Origin of the sequence: Legionella sp. PATHC032, from assembly GCF_026191185.1 — a bacterium.
GTDB lineage: Bacteria > Pseudomonadota > Gammaproteobacteria > Legionellales > Legionellaceae > Legionella.
In genome coordinates this window covers 2,942,315-2,965,716 of record NZ_JAPHOV010000001.1, presented here as the reverse complement: position 1 = coordinate 2,965,716, position 23,402 = coordinate 2,942,315, and the positions used below count along the sequence as shown (strand labels likewise).

The window sequence follows — 23,402 nt, the reverse complement described above, 5'->3', positions numbered from 1 at the left end:
GGCAACGGGGTTTTTTTTTACAGACTTAGGCAAAATCCCAATTTCTTTGCTAAAAAATGTTTTCAATTCAGTCAATTAGCTTATTTAAACTCATTCATTGAAAACAATTTTTGCTTCGATCCAGGAGTTTTGTATAAGTCCTATTTTAGTCTAAGGTTAGGCATGAAATTCGTTGATGAAGCACTTATTAAAGTTGAAGCCGGAAAGGGAGGGAATGGTTGCTTAAGCTTCAGGAGAGAAAAATTTATTCCTCGTGGTGGTCCTGACGGAGGTGATGGGGGTGATGGAGGCAGTATTTATTTTGAAGCGAGCAGCGATTTAAATACCTTGATTGATTTTCGTTATACTCGTCAATACAAAGCAGAGAATGGACAACCAGGAATGGGTGGAAATTGTACCGGGAAGAAAGGAGAGGATTTAACTATCAAAGTGCCTGTCGGTACTATGGTGTATGATGCCGATACAGGTGAATTGCTAGCTGATATCAGTCAACCAGGTGTTCCCGTGCTCATCGCTCAGGGAGGGTTTCATGGCTTGGGTAATACTCGTTATAAGAGCAGTGTGAATCGATCACCTAGACAAACAACGCCTGGAAGTCCTGGTGAATCCAGAAATTTGCGTTTGGAGCTTCGAGTTTTGGCGGATGTAGGCCTGTTAGGGCTTCCTAATGCAGGAAAATCTACTTTAATAAGAGCCGTCTCAAGTTCAAAAGCCAAAGTAGCTGATTATCCTTTTACAACCTTACACCCAGGTTTAGGGGTTGTCCGCGTTTCTCCCTATAAGAGTTTTGTCATGGCGGATATCCCGGGTCTTATAGAAGGTGCTGCTCAAGGAGCAGGATTGGGACATCGGTTTTTAAAACATCTTTCACGTACTTGTGTGTTGTTGCATGTTATTGATATTGCGCCTTTGGATGGGAGTGAGCCCGTAGCTGATGCGAAAGCAATTCTTAATGAATTAACTCAATATAATCCAGATCTGCTCAACAAACCCAGATGGTTAGTTTTAAACAAAATAGATATGCTGCCTGATGAAAAGGAAAGAGAAGAAAAAATTCAATCCATAATAAAAGGTCTGGAGTGGAAAGACAAAGTATTTGCTATTTCCGCCATAGAGAGTAAGGGAACACAAGAACTTTGCTACGCTTTAATGCAATTGATTGATGAGATGAAAGAGTCTGAAGCTTAGCCATTCGGCGGCATAATACACAACCATAGCACTTCGATAAGGAATCTGATGTGTTTCTCGGCCCTCTTGTATTTGATTGCTGTAGTGAATGATTAATTTAGTAATGCCTTCGGGTGGTTGTTGTGACCAATAATCTTCTAATCCACTGCAATGGAAATATAATTTGGTTCTGTTAAGATTATGAAAATTTAATAAATGATAGTTTTCTGGCCTTACCAATAGGGATTGCAATAATCCTCCAGTAACCTCATCAATAATAGTTATTGGTTCATTATTCTTTAAAATCAGGTCTCTCAATTGATCAGATGCTTTGCTTTCAAGTGATGATATAATGTGCGGAGCTAAAATGGGATCTATTATTGATGTTATCTTTTCAATCAATTTATTTTTGCAGCGAACTTTAAACTCCAGATAAGGCGTTTCCAATCGGTATCCAGTCTGGCAGTCCAGATCTTCTAAAGCGTCTTCAAGGATTTGAGCTATTTCACTTTCAGCCAAGCCGAAAATTCGCCAGCGCAGAATTTGTTTATTGCTATGCCTGGATGTTTGCAATAATAACGGAAGTACATGCTGATTAAACATTGGAAGGCATTCACGTGGGGGGCCTGGCAATAGAATAAAAACTTTACCTTTCCATGAATAAGAACATCCCAAGGCCGTGCCATAAGGGTTAGGGAAAAGCCTTGCATTGGCTGGAAAGAGGCACTGCTGCAAATTGCCTTGATTCAGTGATATTTTTGCTATGTTTGCTTTCTTTTCTATATGATCCAGAGCTTCAACATGCTGGATAAGAGGTTCTTTGGTAAATTTAGCCAAAGCAAAGCGAGTAATGTCATCCTTTGTTGGGCCAAGTCCACCAATTAAAATAAGAATATCATGGTGTTCCGTCAGGAAATTCAGGCTATCTATAATTTCATTTTCCTTATCGCTGCAGGCCACTTGCAATCCAAGAGGCAAGCCTTCAGAGCAAAGGGCATGAGCAATGTAATGCGCATTGGTATTTAGAGTATCACCATGTATTATTTCATCTCCGGTAGACAAGATAGCTATTGTCATTCTATGTATTCCAATAGGTAATTTCTGTAATAAATTCTATAGCAGAATCTGTAAAATAAGTAATAATTAATATATAAGGGCTCACAGATTAAACTATCGTTTTATGATGCCCCAGTTACCTCACAAACACCAGTAGGTGATTTTTGCAGCATCAGAAAGTTATTCATTGCTTTCCATTGTTTGTCAAATATAGAGGGTATATCAAAAAAGATAATGGTAATCATGTTGACATTTAGTTTACTGTTAGGTAATTACTAAAACAAGCTAGAGAGTTTAGTGAGCGTTATAATAATGCCAATCTAAAAAGTGTATTGGCTAGGATGTATACTCAAAATAAAGCAACTTTCAGGTAAAAATTCTCGTTGACTTTATATGCTAACCTCAAATGCAAATAAATATTATTATCCTGAGTTATTGATTTTTGAATGAGATGAGTGAAGGAGAGATTATGGAGTTTAGTAGCCGTTATGTCGCACATGTCCCTGATGCTCAGGGTTTAGTCGATTATTCGGCACAAGAAAATAGAATTTGGAATATTTTATTTGAGAGACAACTCAAATTATTGCCAGGTAGAGCTTGTGATGAATTTCTGACTGGATTACAGACTTTAGGGCTTAACTCCTTGACTATTCCACAACTTCCCGAAGTAAGTGAACGGTTAAAAGCCAAAACGGGATGGCAAGTGGCGCCAGTTGCTGCTTTAATTTCAGCTAGGGAGTTTTTTGAATTATTAGCAGAAAAATATTTTCCTGCGGCGACTTTTATTCGCAGTGAAGAAGAATTGGATTATGTTCAAGAGCCTGATATTTTTCATGAGCTTTTTGGTCATTGTCCTATGTTAACTGATAGAGTCTATGCTGAATTTGTTCATGATTATGCATGTAAGGTATTAACTTTTCCTGAGCAGGATTGGCCTTTATTGCAAAGGATGTTTTGGTTTACTGTAGAGTTTGGATTGATTAAAACTCCTAAAGGGCTTAGAGCATACGGCGGGGGTATTTTATCTTCTATTAGTGAAACCGTATATTGTGTGGAAAGTGATATTCCTGTTCGAATTTTATTTGATCCAGTGGTAGCTTTTCGAATGCCTTATCGGATTGACCAGTTACAACCTGTTTATTTCGTAATTGACAGCTATCAAGACTTATATGATTTTGTGCTTTCTGATATGGATAAATTCATGAATCGTGCTCGAGAGTTAGGTGAATTTCCACCGTATTTTGATGTGGATCAGGATAATCCAAATATTCATATAAGGGCTTGTTAATTTGTTATTTTGTAAGATAACTGGACTTGTGGATTAGAGTGACTATGTATTGTAATGATTATCGAGTCTTGTTAACATCGACCAACACAGTTTGTTCATTGACTGATTGGTCAAGGAGCATTATTTGATTAAAGTATTAATTGTTGATGACCATGCATTGGTTAGAATGGGCATTCGACGATTGCTTGAAGATATGTCGGATGTTGATGTGGTAGCAGATGCTGAAAGTGGTGAGCAGGCTTTAGCTTATGTGAAAACCCACTCTCCTGATGTCGTATTATTAGACATGAAAATGCCTGGGATAGATGGGTGGGAAGTGACACGTCGTTTAAAAAAAACAAACCCAAATATTAAAGTCATAGCTGTTACAGCTATTTGCTCAGACCCTCTCCCTACTCGAGTATTGCAATTAGGTGCTATGGGGTATCTTACTAAAGAATCCGGAGCTGAAGAAATGGCTGCTGCAATTCGTAAAGTGGCCAAAGGTGAGAAATATCTTAGCGCTGAGATTGCACAAAAAATGGCAATTAATAGCCTCCAGGAGTCTCAGGATTCCCCTTTTGATTCATTGTCTGAAAGAGAAATGCAAGTCATGTTGATGATTACCAGCGGCATGAATGTACAGGACATTGCTGATAGATTATTTTTAAGTAGTAAAACGATTAATGGTTATCGATATAGGATGTTTGAAAAATTGGGGATTAAAAATGATGTGGAGCTTACCTATTTGGCTATGAAGCACCGCATAATTGAGCACCCCAATGATTTGTCACAAGATGATTAGATGTTAATTTCATGAATGACTCACAGCTTTCTGCTGAACTCGCTTTATTTTTAACTAAACTCCCAAGTGATCCGGGTATATACCGCATGTTGGACGAAGAAGGCACCGTTCTATATGTGGGGAAAGCAGCCAATCTTAAAAAAAGAGTCACTAGCTATTTTAGTAAACAAAATACAGCAATTAAGACACGATCACTAGTAAGCCAAATTAAATCTATAGAAATTTCTGTGACAAGATCAGAGACAGAGGCCTTATTATTAGAGAGTAATTTAATCAAAGCGCTGAGGCCAAAATATAATGTTTTGCTGCGCGATGACAAAACCTATCCTTATATTCATCTATCAAATCATCCAGATTTTCCAAGAATTGAATTATATCGAAGTAAAAAGAAGCCACCCCCCGGTAATTTTTTTGGTCCCTATCCTGGTGTAGCTGCTGTAAGAGAAACGATAGTAACCATTCAAAAAATATTTAAAATTCGCAATTGCAGAGACAGTTATTTCAAAGCCCGTTCTCGCCCTTGTTTACAATATCAAATAAAACGCTGTACGGCGCCTTGCGTTCATTATATTTCTCCTGAGCACTACAAATTGTCTGTAGACGATGCCATAAGATTTTTACAGGGGAAGTGTCAGATAATTCTTGATGAACTTGCTGAACGAATGAAAAAAGCAGTGAATCAATTAAATTTCGAAGAAGCTGCTGTTTTGCGTGATCAGATAAAAAATTTGCGCTTAATTCAAGAACAACAGGGAGTTGTCCAGTTACGAGGTGATGCTGATGTGATTGCCATAGAAGTACGCCCTGGTTTCGCATGTATTCAGTGTGTGACTATTCGTGAAGGACAAGTACTGAATAGTCAAAGTTTTTTCCCTACAGTGCCTTATGCTGTATTAGATGAAGAATTGGATGTCAATTCACTTTGGCAGCAGACTTTTGAAGCCTTTATTGGTTTTTATTATTTGGATACATCAGAAAGAATCCCGGATTTAATAATTACTAATCAATCGATAGCAGAGAGTCGCTCATTAGAGCATATTTTGTCCCAGCGACGAGGCAAATCCTGTAAGATTCAAGTCAATCCAAGAGGAGTTAAATCAAGATGGATGGATTTTGCAGTGAACAATTTACGAATTTCAGTAGCAGAATATGTCAGCAAACATTCTACTATAAGATCAAGATATCAGGCGTTAAAGCAATTGCTTTCGCTTGATAAAAACATAGAGCGAATGGAGTGTTTTGATATTAGCCATACTCAAGGTGAAGCCACTGTTGCATCTTGTGTTGTATTTGATACAGAGGGTCCCCGCCCCAGTGAATATAGGCGATTTAACATTGAGGGTGTTACTCCAGGAGATGATTATGCAGCAATGGATCAGGCGATTTCTCGCCGATTTAAAAGATTGACTGATGCTCAATTATTGCCAGATGTTTTGATTATTGATGGAGGTAAGGGTCAGGTTTCTATTGTAAAACGAGCTTTAACATCTCTGGGTGTGGAAGATATTACTCTATTGGGTATATCAAAAGGGCCTTCACGAAAGGCAGGATGGGAGAAATTAATACTAGTTAATGAAAACAGAGAATTTATTTTACCAGAGGACTCCAAAGCACTTCATCTTTTACAGCATATTCGTGATGAGGCGCATCGTTTTGCGATTACTGCCCATAGGAAGAAAAGACAGAAGACACGTGTTGAATCCACTCTTGAAAGTATAGAGGGTGTTGGTGTGAAACGACGTCAAGCATTGCTTCAGCGTTTTGGTGGGTTGCGCGAGTTGGCTAAAGCACCACTGGAAGAAATTTGTAAGGTCCAGGGAATCAGCGAGCAGTTGGCAAAGCGAATTTATGAGCATTTTCATCCTTGATCAAAATTTAAGTTTTGCCATGCTTAAAAGGCTCTTACAGCACGGACAGCAGCCGTTTTATTTTTCGCAATGTCTTTAATTTCCCCTGTTTTGGAATTAAATACCCAGCTGTTTGCCGATGATTTTTCAATGGAACTCCAGTAATTACCTGCCAAAAAATTTCCCAGCTCATTACGCATCATATAAATTAAATTCAATTCAAAACGGGTAGGCAGTCTCCAGTCAGAATATAATTTACCTTCATTGTCAAAGTGGGCAGGATTTGATATGGAGTCATGTGCATCCCACCATGTGCTTGCATTAACTTGATCTGAGTTTGCTACTACAAGGCCATGGGTACCTTGTGCATTAACATAAATCACTGTACCGCCAAGTGTTTTATCGCCTAATTGCCGCCTAATGCCAGAATTTGCCGGGTCAACCCACATTGTGTTGAAATCGAGGTCATTTGATTTGGCAAGGACTTGACCGGTTTCACCACCTGCAGGCACACCCTGACCGTCATTGCCTGTTTCGCCTTTAGGCCCTGGTATACCTTGTGGACCTATAGATCCTGTTTCTCCTTTGTCGCCTTTAGGTCCGGGTAATCCCTGCGGCCCTGCCTCTCCTCTGTCTCCCTTAAGTCCAGGCAATCCCTGCGGCCCTGCTTCTCCTCTATCTCCTTTAGGCCCTGGCAATCCCTGCGGCCCTGCTTCTCCTCTATCTCCTTTAGGCCCTGGCAACCCTTGCGGCCCGGCCTCCCCTCGGTCTCCTTTAGGGCCTGGTAATCCCTGAGGTCCTGCCTCCCCTTTGTCTCCTTTAGGGCCTGGTAATCCCTGCGGCCCTGCCTCCCCTTTGTCTCCTTTAGGGCCTGGTAATCCCTGAGGTCCTGCCTCCCCTTTGTCTCCTTTAGGGCCTGGCAATCCCTGAGGTCCTGCTTCTCCTTTGTCTCCTTGAGGTCCGGGTAATCCCTGCGTCCCGGCCTCACCTCTGTCTCCTTTAGGTCCGGGCAATCCCTGCGGCCCGGCTTCTCCTTTGTCTCCTTGAGGTCCTGGCAATCCCTGCGGTCCTGCCTCGCCTCTGTCTCCTTGAGGTCCGGGCAACCCTTGCGGTCCGGCCTCGCCTCTGTCTCCTTTAGGTCCGGGCAACCCTTGTGGTCCTGCTTCTCCTCTGTCTCCTTTAGGGCCAGGCAATCCTTGAGGGCCTGCTTCACCTTTATCTCCTTTAGGTCCAGAGGGGATACTATTGATTTTGTTGGTTAATTCATTTTTTAGTTCGGATACCTTGCTGTCTACATAGGCTTGCGAGGCTGGATTGCTCTTGGCAAATGCCATCTGTGAGGTTAATAAGATTAATAAAATGCTATTAAGGACTTTATTTCGATGTATCATTCTTTATTTCCCTCTGTACGCTAACTTGTCTTCATTAGACCTTTGATCAAACCGGTCTCTTTTATTTTACTGATGCATTCAAACGTTTCTGTGGTGCTCATTTGCTGCATCTACACACCATTACTCGAAACGGTTTTGCCTTGTCCTAAAACAAAATTATCAGGTTATACCAGAGGTCTATTAGAAAAACCGGTTAAATCATTAAAACAATACCTAACAAAATGGCATGTTGAATAGGAATCTTTTGTACATGCCCAATGCCACTTTCGAGATCAATAGTGAAATTTGGTTTGTCTCCAAATAGGCCTTGATACGATAGGGTAATACTGGCATTTGGTGTAATCGTATAACCACAGCCAGCCATTATTTCACCTGCAAGTTGAGAGATGTCATTGATTGTGTCTCTATCCATTTGCCATTGCCTGTAAGCAGTTCCTGCTTTCAGTTGGAGAAACAAAGGTGCGGTAAATTCAGGGGTAATACGGATTGTAGCTAATGCATCAACCATAGGTTTCAATGTGGTTTGTACCAAAAGTCCACCGAGGGCATCTACCTCTTCTTCTGTCATTTGCAGTCGCATTTGGTTCCCACTTTGTAAACCTAATTCAAGTCCAAATAAAAATGGGCCTTTCATTAACAAATCTCTTCCTATTGCAAATCGACCTGTTGCGGTAATATGGTCGCCTTCGTGTACGTATTTATAATTGACATATCCCAAGCTTGCAGAGACTGTCCATGGGTAATCGATTGTTTTCGAAAGGCTCGAATTACTAAAGAAGAGAATAAGCACAACTATTTTTAGAATAAGTTTTCTATTTAAGATATTTGTCTGTTTGGAAAAGCAAAAACACATAAGGTCACTTCCATTGCAATGTATGATTCTTGTATCAATTACTTAAGTCAACAGGACTTACGATAACCCTCCAATCTCTTTGTTAAAAAATGTTTTTAATTCGGTCATTTAGTCTATCTAAACTCCTTCATTAAAAACATTTTTTGCCTCGACCTTGGGGTTTATCGTAAGTCCTGGTCAATTAATTATGACGATAAACTTCCTAAGTATCGGTTCAAAACAGTTAGAATCTTATAAGATTATTGCGTTTGATGCTATAAAATAAGGTTGAATTATTAATTACTTAGTGAATGGTATTTTTTATAAGTGTCAGTAGTTCATTTAAAGCAATAGGTTTGCAGTAAAAATATCCTTGTGCGTATTGGCATCCTAAAGATTTAATCACTTCATGCTGTTCTGCTGTTTCAATACCCTTTTGAATAATTTTAATATTAAGATCTTTAGTTAAATTGATTATTCCTGATAATAACTTACGTAATTTGAGTTTTCCCTCTATGCCTATTAGTAATCGTTGATCTACTTTGAGATAATCAAGTGGTAATGACAGTAACTCAGTAAGGGAAATTTGTGGGCAGCAAAAATTATCCAGGCTTATATTAATTCCAATATGATGTATTTGTTTTAATTTTTTTGATATTTGAATAAAGTGTGGGGCAATCATACGTTCTGATATATCTAAAATGATTTTGCTCTTGCTTAAATTATTTTGCAATAAACTATCACACAATACTTTAGTAAATCTCACGTCATTTAATTGACTTAAGGAAACATTTATCGACAATTTGATGTTTGAACTTAATTGCTGAAACTGGGAGTAATCAACTAATGTTTGTTCTATGAACCATTGACTGATGGTGTGTATACAGCCTGTTTGCTCCGCTATAGGAATAAATTCAGTAGGTAATATTAGACCTAGAGTAGGGTGTGACCAGCGTAATAAGGCTTCAATTCCAATTATTGTGTTATTGGATAAATCTATCTGCGGTTGGTAATCGATATAGAGCTCTCTTTTTAATGCTGCTAGCTCTATTTCTTTTTTGAGAATTTCATTTCTTTGATTTTGTTTATAATGTAAGTTTTTTGAAAACACAGTGCACTTGTTTTTACCTGATTTTTTGGATTGGTACATTGCAATATCGGCATGTTTTAGTAAGTCGATGGCTATTTCACCTGTTTCAGGATAGATCGCAACGCCAATGCTGGCTGTGATGGCTATTTGATATTCATCAAATTGAAAAGGTTTGCCGAGCACGTTAATAATCTTTTCCGCAACCTTAACTGCAGTATCAGTATTGGATTGATCAAGAAGGACTATGAACTCATCTCCTCCAAGGCGGGCAATAAAATCATTTGCTCTTAGGCATCGGGTCATCCTATTGGTAACGGCCATCAATAGTTTGTCTCCTATTGGATGCCCTAATGTATCATTAACAATTTTAAAGTTATCTAAATCGATTAATAATAATGCCAGGCTTTTTTCTTTGAGATGATGCTCATATATTTTTTCAATTAGTTTTTCTTCAAAATATTGTCGATTTGCAATTTGAGTTAAAGTATCTCTGCGGGTTAGGTTTAACATTGCATTTTGCGTATTCTTGAGTTGGGTTATATCAGTCCCGTAGATATTGATTTGTTTAAATTCGTCAATCCAGACAAGTGTGAATAAGTAGATTTTATCTTCAACTTCCATTTCAATGCTTGTGCTTTGATCGGATTTCTGAATTCTTTGAGCTTCTTTTAGTAACTCTACTGGAAGTCCCTTAAATAATTTTGTCCAGTAATTTAAAATGATTTTCCCTTCATCGTTAGTAAACACGACATCCCCATTGAGAAGGATCCTTATGATTGGATTAGGGTTTTGCTGGGGTATACTCGCAAGAAACTCTAATTTTCTAAGGTTTATCAGTCTCTCAATCTCTGAATTAATTCGGCTTAAAAATAAACCAAACAAGGTATTATTCAGTGTGTCAAATTCGACTTTGCGTTTACACAGGATAGTCATTATTCCAATCACCTCATCTTGAGAATTTGTAATTGGGCCTGCGAGATACGTATTGATTTTCATCCTTCTCAATAATTTATCGTTTGGAAATTGCTTTTGAACGTCATTAAAATAACAAATGGTCTTTTTCTGGATTACTTCAGCACAAGGAGTATTGATTAAAGAAAAACTAATATTCTCTTCTTTCTTTCCAAATTTATAGTAGCTGATTGTCCTGGCAATTTGTTGATTATTTATGAAAGATACAGAGGTATAATCTGCTGAAAAAACATCACTGGTTAATTGGAGAATTTGATCAATAATTTCATTGATTTCCTGATGATTACTTATTTTAGTTAAAGACCATAAAATCCATTCTATGGTTTTCGATTTTAGAATATCGGTTAGCTTGGTAAAAATGATTGGTGTGCCTTCTATTTCTGTTTTATTGAACAGGATATGGTAAGCAAGTACTGGTTTTTGTGCTTTGTTTTCAAGCCAAGTGAATTGCTGGGCTATTCCTTCATTGGCTAAAAGAAAGCACCTCTTTGCTTGAATAAACTGTCTCTTAATGGTAAAGCTATTTAACTTAAATAATTTCCAAATCGGTTTGTTAATTAGTTTGTCCGGGCTTTTTTTAAATAAAGCAGCAGCTTTTTCATTGATAGCAACAATTTTGCCATGTTGATTAAAAACAATGATGCTGTCTTGAGAGTTTGTAAATAATCTTTCAATCGTGTTGGTAATGTCTTGAGTTTTTGTTAATTTCTTGAAAGACTTTGTTTTAATTTTACTTTTTAAAGGTCTCATGAGTCTTCAACCCAGTCAATGCTAATTTAAATATAGCAATAATTTCAATTTTTTTTTGTATGGGTCTAAACTTAAATTAAAAATAACCGAAAAAAGATAAAAAGAATGACATTTAATTTTTAGCACAAATTTTGCATAAAATTATAAAAATCAGGCATAAGGGGGCGGCACCATGAAAAAAATACTATTAACAATGTTCATGATGTCAATGGTGACTGTACTTAATGCTGGGCATTTTTATGGAACGGCATTATGTGCTTATCCTCAATATGAATGTATCAAGGTCACGGGGGGGCAAAGTTGGGAAAAATTATTCCCCGATCCTGTTCAAAGAGACATTGTTCAAAGAGTCAATCGCACTTATAACTATCTTTGGTCAGGCAGAGAAATTGCCGTACCAAAGAATTTAGCCAATATCAATATTTTTGATGTATCGCCTTTCCCACTTAAAATCGAAAGTGAAAATGAAAAACAAATTATCGTGGATCAAGAGAAACTGGCTTGGGGCGCCTATGATGCTCAGGGCAATTTAGTATGGTGGGGACCTATTTCTTCTGGAAGTGATAAATGCTCTGATTCCAATAAAGTTTGTCGTACTTTGACAGGAATTTTCCGCGTATTCAGCAAGGAAAATGTTCGTTGTACTTCAGATGTTTTTCCTATAGGCAGAGGCGGTGCCAAAATGCCTTATTGCATGTATTTTCATAAAGGGTTTGCATTACATGGTTCTGATGATATCCCGGGAGTAAGAGCTAGCCATGGCTGTGTGCGTATGTTTATCCAGGATGCCAAGTGGCTAAATGAAAATTTTGTAGAGTTGTCCAGTGAGCGTAATAATTTTATGGGGACTAAGGTGATTGTGCGTCCTTTAAATGACAGTGAGAAGAAAAAATGAACCTAAAAAGCCGAAGCTCAATAACAGCAATCGTTGTGATTCTATTAACTGGTGCACTAAATATATCGGCATATGCAGCCAAACCTAATAAAGCAGCAACTGCCGAAGATAAGGCGGAGAAAAAGGATAACGGAAAATTTCCTCTCGGTTGTACTGCTGTTGGATATCAGCAAAATTTAAAGGTATTGACTCTTCTTCCGGGGAAGGAAGGAGCCTTGCAATCGATGTATTTTATTTATAATCAATTGCCAGAAACCGTTAGCTTATATCAGATGCATGATAAGGAAAGTTTGTATTCCTATTGGTTAAATCATTCTATCAGAGGGAATTCCTGGGCTGTTTTGGCAACAGGTGAAAAGGAAGTGAAATTCATCTGCACCTTGGGTGATGGTAAAAAGTCCTATGGAAAAATTTTGGATTGTGCTGATGCGGTTAAAGTATGCGAATATGTTAATGTCAAATTTGGTTTGAATAATAAAGGTAATTTTTGGATAGTAGACAGTAATACGAGGAATGGGGCAGTTAGTCAAGTGGTGCATTATGGCATTATACCCGGCGTATAAATGGCCATGAAAAGAGGGGAATCTTCATGAAATCACTAGTACCATGGGTGTGTGTTTTAGTCGCATCTGCAAGCCAACAGGTTTTTGCCGATGATGCATTCAATGCTTACAGATTAGGCAATTATAATGAAGCTGCTGAGCCCCTAATCAGTAAATCAGGTCAGGATGCTGTTGCTGAATATTATTTAGGGCGACTTTATCTTTATGGATATGGTCAGTTAAAAAACAATCGTATTGCGATGCGGTACTTTACCAAATCAGCGGAAAAAGGTTATTTACCTGCAGTACTGCTCATGGCCAAATACAATTTGCTTCATGAAAAAAATCCGGAAGAGGCTGTCCGTTGGTTTAAACAAGCGGCCGCAGTGGGAGATGTGAACGCACAAATGTTTATGGCGGCAGCTTATTTATATGGGGTTGGCGTCAAGAAAAATACTGATGTCGCGAGACGCTATTATATTGATGCAGCAAAAAATGGTAACGCTATTGCTCAATACACCTTAGCAGAGTATTTTTTAGAGAGTAAGCATGCAGGTAATAAAAAATTAGGAATCATTTGGCTGACTAAAGCAGCGGAGAATGGAGATCCAAAAGCTTTAACAGAGTTGGGCAGATTTTATGTGGCTGGGCAAATGGTTACCAAGGATACTGTCAAGGGTGTCGAATTATTAAATAAAGCAGCTACAGGACAATACGCCCCGGCCATGGTTGAGCTGGGTAAATTGGCCTTAATGCAAAATCAATATGATGAGGCTATTCAATGGCTTAATAAAGCTGCGAAACAGAGTACAGAAGCTACTCTTGAGTTAGCCCATATTTATTTACAAGATAAAAGTCCAGTTTATGACCCAAAAACAGGCTTTTTATTGGTACTAAAAGCAGCCCAAAATGGTTCTGTTCAAGCTCAAAAAGAATTGGCCAATTTATATCAAAAAGGCATAGGCGTAACTGCTGATGAGGAATTGTCTAAACAATGGACTCTTAAGGCAGCAGAAAACGAGAAGAAAAAAGCGGAGCCTCCCGTTCTTGCCCAAGCTGCATTATGGCTAAGTAATGATCGAACGGATAAATTGGAAGAGACGGCTTACCAGATGAATGGTATATTTAGCCCATGGAATAATCCGTCAGCCTTGAGAAATAATAGTTATAATCAAGCACCTAAAATTGAAACCATCTCTCGTCAGGATATTTTCAAACCACAATTTGAGTTAACTCAACCTAATAGTATTCCTATAAGCAGTTACTATGATGCTTTAATCAGTAAACAAGTAGAATTTCAATCAAATCAATGGACTTATCCAACTTACAGACTTAATCCATACATAGAAGCTCTAGAGAGGGCCAATAGCCCTGTTGTACAAAAGCTCAACTTGCCAGCTCCTTATATCGACGCGAATTATGATGATAGCGAAGTTGAAAGTTTTGATTTAATGGACATTTGGACCGGAGATTGGAAGCGAACTGTCAATTATATGTCTGTGGTCAATTATTTGTATTTCAGAGCAATACTTGGAAATGCCCAAACTCAATTTGAAATTGGTCAATTGTTTCAATATGGGATTGGTTTAATGCAAGATGATGCTTCGGCTATTATTTTTTATGAGAATGCTGCGGAACAAAAGCACTTGGGCGCTGAATATAATTTGGGAATACTCTATCTGAAGCGTGGTAAAGACGAAAATGATTATCAACAAGCATTAAATTGGCTAACTGATTCCGCATTCAAAGGGAATAAAAGGGCACAATACGTATTGGCAAGAATATTGCGCCAGGGAATAGTTGGCCCTGATGGAAAAGAGTATATCAAAGCAAATGATGAGCAAGCCATGGCCATGCTTTATCTTTCAGCTGCCAATGATTATGGTCCGGCAGAATATGAGTTGGCAGAATATTTGGCAAGAGACTACAACAATGGTTTAAGTGTAGATGTCAGAAAACAAAAAATTGCCTTAATAAGAAAATTATATCAAGGTGCTGTGAAGAATAAAGTTGCAGAGGCATTGTTACCATTGGCATTTTATAATGCAATGGATGATAACAGGCAAAAGCAGGAACAAGCATTTAAAGTAGCCGAAGAGCAAGCTGAAACAGGTAATGAGAAAGCCGCTCTTCTACTGGGAATGCTCTATGACCGTGGTATAGGAATAACAGCTGATCCAGCCAAAGCCATGTACTGGTATCAACAAGCCGGACAAAATCCCGTAAGTCAGTTTATATTGGGCACTTATATTACGGAAGGAAAAGGGGTCGCACAGGATAAAGAAAAAGGATTGGACTTGCTGAAGCAATCAGCAGAATCCCAATTTTCCTATGCCGACTTTAATCTGGCAGTACTTAAGCAAAAATCCGGGGAAGACTTTTTACCCGATTTAATTGAATCTTATAAATTAGGTAATAGTCATGCCGGGATAGTATTGGCAGATTATTATTTATCTCAAAGCAGTGATCCTGAACAAATGAATCAAGCCAAAGAAATTTATCAGGGCTTAGCTGATAAGGGTGATCAATATGCGCAATTAAAATTGGCTTATATGCTCCAAAAAGGATTGGGTGCCGCGCCGGATCCTGTTGGTGCGCAACATTGGTACACTGCTTCGGCAGAACAAGGCAATCCTGAGGCACAATACTTATTGGGTCAATTTTATCAACTAGGTGAAACAGGAGAACCCGATTACAATTTAGCCAAACATTGGTACCAAAAAGCAGCGAAACATTTACCTAAAGCCGATGTAGCCCTAGGTTTTATTTATGAAACTGTAGATGATAATTATGCTCAAGCGTTAAAAGCGTATGAAAATGCTGCGGCAAAAGGAGATATGTTAGGCGCTTATAATTTGGCTTTAATGTATGAGTATGGTAAAGGCGTGCCTGTCAATTACTCCACAGCATTATCCTTGTTTAAGGAAGCATCAGAGAAAGGCGCTCCGGAAGCGATGAGTCAATTGGCCGGAATGTATTTTTATGGTTTGGGGCAACCGAGAAACGAACAACAAGCTTTGGTCTGGTATAAAAAGGCTGCAAGCTTAGGTAATGGGAATGCTTTGTATGCACTCGGTTTATTATCCGAAACAGGCGTTGGTGTTAAATTGGATTTTCCAGATGCTTTAAGGTATTACCAGGATGCATCTGATAAAGGTAACGAAAAAGCAATGCTTGCTTTGGCAAGAATGTATCATTATGGTCTTGGTGTCGAAAAGGATCATAAAAGATCAGCGAGTATTTATCAAAAATTAGCACAAAAGCAAAATGCTTATGCTCAATATCAATTGGGTACTTATTATATTGAAGGGACAGCTGGCGAGCGACTACCCGAAAAAGGTCGTGAGTTATTACAACAAGCGAGTGAAAACGGTAGTTTACAAGCCCGTAGAATATTACAAAGATTAGAGGCACAAACCCAGGATAAAGTAAGTTATGTCGAACCTGTGTTGTTTAATAATGTTCCCAAGTTTGATGGTCAAAGCGCCGATATGATTTATTTTGATGCATTGAATGAATGGAACCATGGGGAAGAGGTTTTGTCCAGAATGATCTTGCAACGCTTAGTGACGCAATATCCCAATTTTATACCTGCAAAGAGAGCTTATGAGCAGTTGAATCAAGCCAAATTAATTAATAACTTGGGTTAAAGTCATTGCTCAGCTCATTGAGCTATTTAACAGATGATGTTTCAATCTTGCTAATCAAGTATCTGATTCTTCTGGGCCACAAGGCCCAGTCTACATTTGTTTCCTCGATTATATTAATAACATTAAGCTTACCCTGGCACTTTACGAAAGTGCAACCATGCCTTATTGTTGTTTTAAAAATAATATTTAGGTGTTTAAATTTTTAATTTAATCACGGGCAAATAATTTTAGATAAAAATCGTTAAGGGTGTTGATATGAAATATGTTGTTACTTTTTGTACTACAGATCAGGAGGTAGGAAGTAATCCATTGTGGCATAGTTGTCTATTGCTTTCAAAAATGGACGAAACCAGTAACCTACTGGAAGTTGTCGATAATTGGGGGTTTTATGGGCTGCCGACAACCAATCGTGATAGTTCCTGGTTAAATCAATTGAAAATAAAAATGGGCCTGGATGTGGATTTGATTGACAATCATGGAATGTTGCGGCACGAAGAGCTTAGATTTCTCGATCAGGGATGTGGTTTGCGCGGGGTTACCTTTGAGTTAACCAAAGACGATTTTGAGTTATTACAAAGAAAATGTTTGCAGATGGCAGCTGATCAGCAAACAGCGATAAATGAGTTTGTGGAAACGCAAGGCATTAAAGGGAAACCTCCTGAGAAAACCAGAATTTATCCTCATGAACAATTTTCAAGATTAATTTATGCGACTGAAAAGATTAAAGCAGAACAACAAGGGCGGGAAGCTCGTTTAAAACCTTTTGAGCTGCGCTTGTCCTGGGGATTGTTTGGACCTAGTTTGGCTCTTTCCAAAAATTGTAAAACACAAGCTTTATCATTGTTGTCTTATGTATTATCAAAGGAGCAAATTGAACGCCTAACTGAATATGGTCAACATCCCACAGTGCCCAGACGTAGTGGACCAATGGAGGCCATTTTTTTACATAGCACAGGCCCTTTACGAGAGCATAAAAAATCTTCAGGAGACGTTGTACACTATCGTGATTTAAAAGATCCCGGAGTAAAGCTTTATTGGACAGTTCCGCCGCAAGAGCTTGAAGCGTTATCCGATGGGACAATCAAGTTATTCCAAATAGATGAGGATTATTGTGAGGAAGTGAAAGGAATTGTCAGAAAACTGCAACGCCTGGAATGGTTATTAATCAATAGCAGTGTCCCTGAGAAATATCGGCTTTACAAAGATGAATTAATCAATCAAGTCGTTGAATGTTATAAAGCCTTTTCCATTATTGAGCCCAAGCAAGAAGAGCCTAAACCTGGAGGGTGGTATGGCTGGGCACTTTCTTTATTTTCAGCTCCAAGAAACTCAGGAGAAAAAATATTACAAGATAAAATTAAAAAGGCAAAATCGTTATTTAACAACATTTATATGGCCATTGTGGATAATTATCAAATTGACGATGATGCCCCAATGGAAAATCCAACTACCTCTCCATATGGGAAAACTGACGACCATAAGTTTGAAAATATGGTGGAAGCAGTGGCCTCTTATTTATCCAGAAAGGATAAAATTAACCTTTGTAAAATTATCGGACGCACCTATTGTGAGGATGATGTCGAGTCAGAGGACTATGAGGGGAAGATTTCTTTAACTCCACACCTTTCGGCAACGTAGAGTGGGTTGAATAGATTCCAGTATGGGTTGGTGTTGAGGGACTGTTAAAGCCCAACCCTCTTTAGAAATGAATATACAAGCCTTGTGAAAATTAGATAAGCGATTTGTTTTAAAACATCCGATTATTAATATGCTTTTTTGATTGAAGTATGAATTTTAGAGTGATAGATTAAGGGCACTCAAGCAAACAAGTGAGCATAAAAGGATGTTTTTAACCATAAATGATTTACAAAGCCAAATTCAATTGGCAAAAAAAAGATTGTATGTTTTAGCCCAAAATTGGCTGGAAACTCAAAAGGAAGCAATTAATTCAAAAGATAAGGCGAATTGGCTTGATGCATTTCAAGCTTCGACAAAAGAAGAAATGCAGGAGCGATTAAAAGAGACAGGTTTTCCCTTGATCCGCAATGCAACATTGGTCAATCAATCGGAAGATGACTTCTCGCAAGAGAGCTTCGAGCAATCTTCGTCCTTGATAAACTCAGAAAATCACCCCAAGCAATTCAACGCAAGAAGGGTACCCAGAGTGATTTATGTATGCCACTCACGAGAAAATAGTGAAATACTCAAGAGATTATGTCAACTCACTACCTTAATGGAACAATTGCATACATTGGAGGAATTAACTTTTGAAGTCCAAACCAATGTACAGTTCAGAGGCTTAAATCTGGCTTATCGCATGGCACGCAGTATCAATAAGGAGTGGCGCGATGTTGAAAAGGGCCGTGAAACAGTAGCGTATTATTGCGAGCGATTACAGACAGCAGAAAAACAATACAAATGGGCATCGGATTTTTGTCATGAGTCCTTAGCAATCTATAAAGAGCAATTAGATGCTCGGATAATGTATTTCAATGAATCATTAAATTTTTTTGTTGAATGCCTGGCTGATGCTTTTTCTTCTGTAAAAGACGACAGATATTGGCTAACAAGATTTTTACTGTCTCCTTTACCTTGGCATAACATGCTTAATGAGATAGCCTGTTTATTGTTTACTAAAAATGGCTTTACTAATCCAACAGTGGATAGTATCGAAGTCAAACGTCTTCATTTAAAATCAATAACAGACCGATTTGCTAATTTGATGACAGAGCCTTTTTTCCTTTTGGAAAAGGAATTGCAAACGAAAATGGAAAAAGTAGACAGTGAGCACAAAATAGCCCGAGAAAACTTACAAGCGATGACTTCAGAATTAGATATACTGGTACATATGCAGTCGCAAAGAGAGTTAGCCGCATTGGTGTTTCCTGCTCAACCATTAAGTATGTTAGGATTTTTCCAGGGCATAGCTGCTGCTATGGGTAGAAGTTATTTTTACTCAACTTTTGTCAGAGGAAATCAGGAGCATGATTACAGGGCAATAGAACAGGAACAGCCCACAATTGAGGCAACTAATTATTCCAATGGGCTCAACTAAGGGGACCGAACCGTAAATGCCGGTTCGGTTGTTTCGAACTTAGAGCGACGGAAACTCCAGATTAGGCAGCCATGGCCTTGAGGCGAGCAACGAGGCGACCTTTAATACGAGCTGCTTTATTTTTATGAATTAAGCCTTTATTAGCGGCTTTGTCTATTACTGGTTGTGCTTTGGTATAAGCAGCACGAGCAGCTTCTTGATCTCCAGACTCTACGGCTTTCAGCACGTTTTTAATGTAGGTGCGGTACATGGAACGCGCACTGGCGTTATGTTGACGCAATTTGACGTTTTGACGCGCACGCTTAATCGCTGATTTGATATTTGCCACTTAAAAATCTCCACTCAATCAGATGTTGCAAAAAATGTAGATCTTGCACAATGAGTTAGAATTTGTCAATAGACCTGTTTTGACCCTTTTGCTTTTATGTATTTGTTTTGACGTAGGTTGATGTTGAAATGTTTTATTATCGGGATACAAGGCCAAGATTTCAGGTGATGCGCTTACTCAGTTGATGCCAGGTTCGACTTAATTTGCAGTGGCATCCGGCTCCTGATGTGTTGTGTTTTACTAGATAATGTCAGCTTAACCAGATATAAGAGATATTTCCATGCTTTTTATATCGAACTCACGTCAGTTTAAGTATATCATAAAGAAAATTTTTATCTATTTAAAACATCATGCTGACAACGGATATTATGGTACCTAAAAAACAAAGCTTGATTCGATCCACCTCCCTTGTTTCATTAATGACATTTATTTCAAGAATAGTAGGATTTGCCCGAGATATGGTTCTTGCCAATTTTTTTGGTGCGCAAGCTGGTATGGATGCTTTTTTTGTTGCTTTCAGGATACCAAATTTTATGCGGCGTCTTTTTGCGGAAGGTGCTTTTTCTCAAGCGTTTGTCCCGGTATTGGCTGAATATCAAAAAACGCGTTCTTCTGAAGACGTCCGTATTTTCATCGCCCGGATTTCAGGTTATTTGAGTTCTATATTAACTCTGGTCACTGTAGTGGGAATTGTAGCATCGCCTGTTATTATTTTTTTATTTGCACCAGGGTTTCATCATGATAGCGTCCGGGCTGAATTGGCAACGCAGATGCTTCGTATCACTTTTCCCTATTTAATGCTTATTTCCCTAACAGCGATGGCAGGGGCGATATTGAATACCTATGGTTATTTTGGGGTTCCAGCCTTTACTCCTGTTTTGCTTAATATCAGCATGATACTCTCAGCCATGTATTTGTGCCCTAATTTGCCACAACCCGTTGTTGGTTTGGCATGGGGTGTATTGATTGCAGGTATCGTACAATTGGTTTTTCAATTGCCATTTTTGTATCAACGGCATTTGCTTATGAGGCCTAGAGTTGTTCGGGATGATCCGGGAGTCAATAAAGTACTTAAGTTAATGATCCCGGCATTATTCGGTGTTTCAATTGCGCAACTTAACTTGATGGTAGATAGTATTTTTGCTTCTTTTCTAAAGGTAGGGAGTGTCTCTTGGTTATATTATACGGACAGATTAACTGATTTTCCTTTGGGGGTTTTTGGGGTCGCGATTGCGACAGTTATCTTACCCCACCTTTCCCGAAAACACACAGAACAGAATATTAATCAATATTCTCGTGCTTTGGATTGGGGGCTACGTTCGATTTTATTAATAGGAATGCCTGCCGGCTTGGGATTGTCCTTTTTTGCATTGCCTTTAATTGCCAGTTGTTTTGCATATGGCAAATTTACAGCCTACGATTTGTTACAAACTCAAAAAAGCTTAATCACTCTCGCCATGGGAGTTCCTGCCTTCATGGTGGTTAAAGTGTTGGCTTCCGGTTTTTATGCTCGTCAGGACATCAGTACTCCTGTAAAAGTCGGTGCCATAGCCATGGTAGTTAATACTCTTTTATGTTTTGTATTTGTTTGGCACTTGGCTCATGCTGGCTTGACTTTGGCTTCTGCATTAGCTGGATATGTGAATTGCGCTATTTTGTTGTTTTTTTTGATTAAAAGGGGATTGTTCAAGCCATCTCCCGGATGGCTGAAATACTGTATGCAGTTATTGATAGCCAATTTTACCATTGGAGTTTATTTATATTTTATGAGTGGAACAGCGACTTACTGGCTTGGTTTCTCTCCTTTGATGCGCTTGAGCTTGTTATTAACTCATGTGTTCGTCACGGTAGTCATCTACTTATTAGTTTTAGGTATAATGGGTGTTAGACCTAACCACTTTCGTGGCCAGATGAAGGATTAAAAATGATGCAAGCTGAAGTATTTTATAAAAACAGCGGGGATAGAGTGGTTCCTGTTTGTCTCATTTCTCAATCACAATGGGAAGAAGGAATTGAGAATCTAACTCCAATGGAACGCAATTGTTTTTCTGTGCGCCAATTTAAAGGTAAATTGGGCGATTATTGTTTTATTCTCAATGCGGATGGCGTGATCGAAAAAGCCTTTATTGGTTCAGGAGCTGGTAATCAGGAATGTGCTTTGGCCAATGCCGCACTTTTATTGCCTCCGGGGAACTATCAATTACAAGATAAGTTAAGTCGGGAGGCTGGTGTAGTTTGGGCATTAGCACAATATCGATTTGATGACTATAAAAAATACGAGTTACAGCCTCGAGTTTTAATTATTGAAGCAAATGAAATGGATTATATTTTATCCATGGCTAATTCTTTATTTCTAGTACGGGATCTCATTAACACACCAACCTGTGATATGGGGCCAGAATCGTTAGCCCATGTTGTCGAAGAATTGGCTAAAACCCACAAGGCTCAATTTAAACAATGGATCGGAGAGGAGTTGATAAAGGATAATTTTCCTGCCATTCATGCGGTTGGAAGAGCTGCTGCTTTAGCACCTCGCTTATTATCTTTGCATTGGGGAAATGAGAAACATCCACGGGTGACTTTAATTGGAAAGGGAGTTTGTTTTGATAGTGGAGGGCTTGATATCAAACCTTCATCAGGCATGCGTTTGATGAAAAAAGACATGGGTGGTGCTGCACACGTTATAGGATTAGCCCAGTGGATAATGATTCGGCGTTTGCCGATTCGGTTACAGGTATTAATTCCTGCTGTTGAAAACGCCATTGGTCCGAATGCTTTTAGGCCAGGAGATGTTTTAACCATGCGTAATGGATTAACGGTAGAAATAGAAAACACTGATGCAGAGGGTCGATTGATTCTGGCAGATGCTTTGGTCAAGGCTTGTGAAGAACAACCAGATTTGATCATTGATTTTGCTACCTTAACTGGCGCCGCTCGTGTTGCTGTAGGCACTGAAATTGCTGCTATGTTTTCTAATCATGATCAACTGGCTCAAGGTATAGTGGAGGCATCTAATAAAGTCTCAGACCCTGTCTGGCGTTTGCCTTTATTTGCACCTTATGAAGAGTTATTGAATTCAAATATTGCAGACATGAGCAACTCCAGTTCCTCGTCCTATGCCGGGGCTATTACTGCCGGCTTATTTCTGCAACGATTTGTGACAAAATCAATACCATGGGTTCATTTTGATATCATGGCCTGGAATACTGTAAGCAAGCCAGGAAAGCCCGAAGGTGGTGAAGCAATGGGTTTACGAGCCGTTGCCGAGTATTTATTACAGACTTATGGATAGAATTTTCACTTGGGAGTTAGTTATGTTTGTGACTTTTAGTTGTGATGCATATGAAAACATTACTTATTTTGAAAATGTGGCAAAACAATTATTGTTGTTAATGGGACATGGCGGCACAATCCCCGGTGCCATTAAATCAGAGAATGTGCCAGATGCTTTAAGTCATTTACAACAAGGGCTGGAAAAAATAAAAAGCCAAAATAATCCATTAGAAGACGATGAGGATAGTGAACCTGATATCAGTTTGGCTAAACGAGCAATTCCTCTAATTCATTTATTGCAAGCAGCCCAAAAAAAGGACTGTGACGTGCTGTGGTCTTATTCAAAATCACCAAGTTAAAATGTAACTGCTTATTCTCCGGCCTTCTTTGTCCGCTCCCTGATGGTCTCGGCTCTGTTTTACTTTATTATAATCAGAGCCGCGACCATCAGGGAGCGGACACACAATAAGATTAAAAGTCCA

Annotated in this window: 17 protein-coding genes; 12 read left to right on the top strand and 5 right to left on the bottom strand. The window is 38.8% G+C overall.

What is annotated here, in order from left to right; all coding sequences use genetic code 11:
* Nucleotides 1-162: 162 nt before the first annotated feature.
* Nucleotides 163-1,188 (top strand): Obg family GTPase CgtA, encoded by a 1,026-nt coding sequence (gene cgtA, locus OQJ02_RS13185; protein WP_265719460.1) that lies wholly within the window; start codon nt 163-165, stop codon nt 1,186-1,188.
* Here the strand turns inward: cgtA and OQJ02_RS13180 are convergent.
* Complete coding sequence (locus tag OQJ02_RS13180; protein ID WP_265719459.1) at nt 1,147-2,244, bottom strand: competence/damage-inducible protein A; 1,098 nt, start codon at nt 2,242-2,244, stop codon at nt 1,147-1,149. The two genes, cgtA and OQJ02_RS13180, sit on opposite strands and share 42 nt — an antisense overlap.
* A 448-nt stretch (nt 2,245-2,692) precedes the next feature.
* Here OQJ02_RS13180 and phhA point away from each other — a divergent pair, with 448 nt between their 5' ends.
* The 3 genes from phhA to uvrC all read left to right on the top strand — a co-directional run bounded on the left by phhA (nt 2,693) and on the right by uvrC (nt 6,163).
* Nucleotides 2,693-3,511 (top strand): phenylalanine 4-monooxygenase, encoded by an 819-nt coding sequence (phhA, locus tag OQJ02_RS13175; protein WP_265719458.1) that lies wholly within the window; start codon nt 2,693-2,695, stop codon nt 3,509-3,511.
* Nucleotides 3,512-3,635: 124 nt separating this feature from the next.
* Nucleotides 3,636-4,295, top strand: coding sequence for a two-component system response regulator LetA (gene letA, locus OQJ02_RS13170; RefSeq protein ID WP_265719457.1), 660 nt, complete (start codon nt 3,636-3,638; stop codon nt 4,293-4,295).
* An 11-nt stretch (nt 4,296-4,306) separates the two neighbouring features.
* Nucleotides 4,307-6,163 carry an excinuclease ABC subunit UvrC gene (gene uvrC, locus OQJ02_RS13165; RefSeq protein WP_265719456.1) on the top strand — a complete coding sequence of 619 codons (1,857 nt, stop codon included), beginning with the start codon at nt 4,307-4,309 and terminating at the stop codon, nt 6,161-6,163.
* A 23-nt stretch (nt 6,164-6,186) separates the two neighbouring features.
* On the opposite strand, the gene lcl is transcribed toward uvrC, so the two are convergent.
* The 3 genes from lcl to OQJ02_RS13150 all read right to left on the bottom strand — a co-directional run bounded on the left by lcl (nt 6,187) and on the right by OQJ02_RS13150 (nt 11,177).
* A complete protein-coding gene (gene lcl / locus OQJ02_RS13160; RefSeq protein ID WP_265719455.1) occupies nt 6,187-7,533 on the bottom strand; it encodes a collagen-like adhesin Lcl in 1,347 nt (448 codons plus the stop codon).
* 193 nt (nt 7,534-7,726) lie between these two features.
* Nucleotides 7,727-8,386 carry a hypothetical protein gene (locus OQJ02_RS13155; protein WP_265719454.1) on the bottom strand — a complete coding sequence of 220 codons (660 nt, stop codon included), beginning with the start codon at nt 8,384-8,386 and terminating at the stop codon, nt 7,727-7,729.
* Between the two features lie 283 nt (nt 8,387-8,669).
* Nucleotides 8,670-11,177 (bottom strand): EAL domain-containing protein, encoded by a 2,508-nt coding sequence (locus OQJ02_RS13150; protein WP_265719453.1) that lies wholly within the window; start codon nt 11,175-11,177, stop codon nt 8,670-8,672.
* A 172-nt stretch (nt 11,178-11,349) separates the two neighbouring features.
* Between OQJ02_RS13150 and OQJ02_RS13145 the strand changes: the two genes are divergently transcribed.
* From OQJ02_RS13145 to OQJ02_RS13125, 5 genes are all read left to right on the top strand, one after another.
* Nucleotides 11,350-12,072, top strand: coding sequence for a L,D-transpeptidase (locus tag OQJ02_RS13145; protein WP_265719452.1), 723 nt, complete (start codon nt 11,350-11,352; stop codon nt 12,070-12,072).
* The gene (locus tag OQJ02_RS13140; protein WP_265719451.1) at nt 12,069-12,635 is read left to right on the top strand and encodes an endopeptidase IV; all 567 of its coding nucleotides are present in this window, start codon (nt 12,069-12,071) and stop codon (nt 12,633-12,635) included. Before OQJ02_RS13145 ends, OQJ02_RS13140 begins: the two co-directional genes overlap by 4 nt.
* A gap of 26 nt (nt 12,636-12,661) precedes the next feature.
* Nucleotides 12,662-16,264 carry an enhanced entry protein EnhC gene (gene enhC / locus OQJ02_RS13135; protein WP_265719450.1) on the top strand — a complete coding sequence of 1,201 codons (3,603 nt, stop codon included), beginning with the start codon at nt 12,662-12,664 and terminating at the stop codon, nt 16,262-16,264.
* A 255-nt stretch (nt 16,265-16,519) separates the two neighbouring features.
* The gene (locus tag OQJ02_RS13130; protein ID WP_265719449.1) at nt 16,520-17,902 is read left to right on the top strand and encodes a hypothetical protein; all 1,383 of its coding nucleotides are present in this window, start codon (nt 16,520-16,522) and stop codon (nt 17,900-17,902) included.
* Between the two features lie 205 nt (nt 17,903-18,107).
* Nucleotides 18,108-19,319, top strand: a complete 1,212-nt coding sequence (locus OQJ02_RS13125) for a hypothetical protein (protein ID WP_265719448.1) — start codon at nt 18,108-18,110, stop codon at nt 19,317-19,319.
* A 61-nt stretch (nt 19,320-19,380) separates the two neighbouring features.
* Here the strand turns inward: OQJ02_RS13125 and rpsT are convergent, their stop codons facing one another.
* Nucleotides 19,381-19,647, bottom strand: coding sequence for a 30S ribosomal protein S20 (rpsT, locus tag OQJ02_RS13120; RefSeq protein ID WP_010948336.1), 267 nt, complete (start codon nt 19,645-19,647; stop codon nt 19,381-19,383).
* A gap of 350 nt (nt 19,648-19,997) precedes the next feature.
* Between rpsT and murJ the strand changes: the two genes are divergently transcribed.
* From murJ to OQJ02_RS13105, 3 genes are read left to right on the top strand one after another with little or no spacing between them, the layout of a single operon-like run.
* Complete coding sequence (gene murJ / locus OQJ02_RS13115; RefSeq protein WP_265719447.1) at nt 19,998-21,569, top strand: murein biosynthesis integral membrane protein MurJ; 1,572 nt, start codon at nt 19,998-20,000, stop codon at nt 21,567-21,569.
* A 5-nt stretch (nt 21,570-21,574) separates the two neighbouring features.
* Complete coding sequence (locus tag OQJ02_RS13110; protein WP_265719840.1) at nt 21,575-22,939, top strand: leucyl aminopeptidase family protein; 1,365 nt, start codon at nt 21,575-21,577, stop codon at nt 22,937-22,939.
* Nucleotides 22,940-22,961: 22 nt separating this feature from the next.
* The gene (locus tag OQJ02_RS13105; protein WP_265719446.1) at nt 22,962-23,279 is read left to right on the top strand and encodes a DUF1840 domain-containing protein; all 318 of its coding nucleotides are present in this window, start codon (nt 22,962-22,964) and stop codon (nt 23,277-23,279) included.
* The last annotated feature ends 123 nt before the right edge of the window (nt 23,280-23,402 follow it).

Excerpts from the sequence above, each read along its gene's own strand:
- enhC (WP_265719450.1), top strand. The coding sequence starts at position 12,662 with ATGAAATCACTAGTACCATGGGTGTGTGTTTTAGTCGCATCTGCAAGC.
- OQJ02_RS13140 (WP_265719451.1), top strand. The coding sequence starts at position 12,069 with ATGAACCTAAAAAGCCGAAGCTCAATAACAGCAATCGTTGTGATTCTA.
- OQJ02_RS13110 (WP_265719840.1), top strand. The coding sequence starts at position 21,575 with ATGCAAGCTGAAGTATTTTATAAAAACAGCGGGGATAGAGTGGTTCCT.
- murJ (WP_265719447.1), top strand. The coding sequence starts at position 19,998 with ATGCTGACAACGGATATTATGGTACCTAAAAAACAAAGCTTGATTCGA.
- OQJ02_RS13180 (WP_265719459.1), bottom strand. The coding sequence starts at position 2,244 with ATGACAATAGCTATCTTGTCTACCGGAGATGAAATAATACATGGTGAT.
- phhA (WP_265719458.1), top strand. The coding sequence starts at position 2,693 with ATGGAGTTTAGTAGCCGTTATGTCGCACATGTCCCTGATGCTCAGGGT.
- lcl (WP_265719455.1), bottom strand. The coding sequence starts at position 7,533 with ATGATACATCGAAATAAAGTCCTTAATAGCATTTTATTAATCTTATTA.
- uvrC (WP_265719456.1), top strand. The coding sequence starts at position 4,307 with ATGAATGACTCACAGCTTTCTGCTGAACTCGCTTTATTTTTAACTAAA.
- OQJ02_RS13145 (WP_265719452.1), top strand. The coding sequence starts at position 11,350 with ATGAAAAAAATACTATTAACAATGTTCATGATGTCAATGGTGACTGTA.
- OQJ02_RS13105 (WP_265719446.1), top strand. The coding sequence starts at position 22,962 with ATGTTTGTGACTTTTAGTTGTGATGCATATGAAAACATTACTTATTTT.
- OQJ02_RS13155 (WP_265719454.1), bottom strand. The coding sequence starts at position 8,386 with ATGTGTTTTTGCTTTTCCAAACAGACAAATATCTTAAATAGAAAACTT.
- OQJ02_RS13125 (WP_265719448.1), top strand. The coding sequence starts at position 18,108 with ATGTTTTTAACCATAAATGATTTACAAAGCCAAATTCAATTGGCAAAA.
- OQJ02_RS13130 (WP_265719449.1), top strand. The coding sequence starts at position 16,520 with ATGAAATATGTTGTTACTTTTTGTACTACAGATCAGGAGGTAGGAAGT.
- OQJ02_RS13150 (WP_265719453.1), bottom strand. The coding sequence starts at position 11,177 with ATGAGACCTTTAAAAAGTAAAATTAAAACAAAGTCTTTCAAGAAATTA.
- cgtA (WP_265719460.1), top strand. The coding sequence starts at position 163 with ATGAAATTCGTTGATGAAGCACTTATTAAAGTTGAAGCCGGAAAGGGA.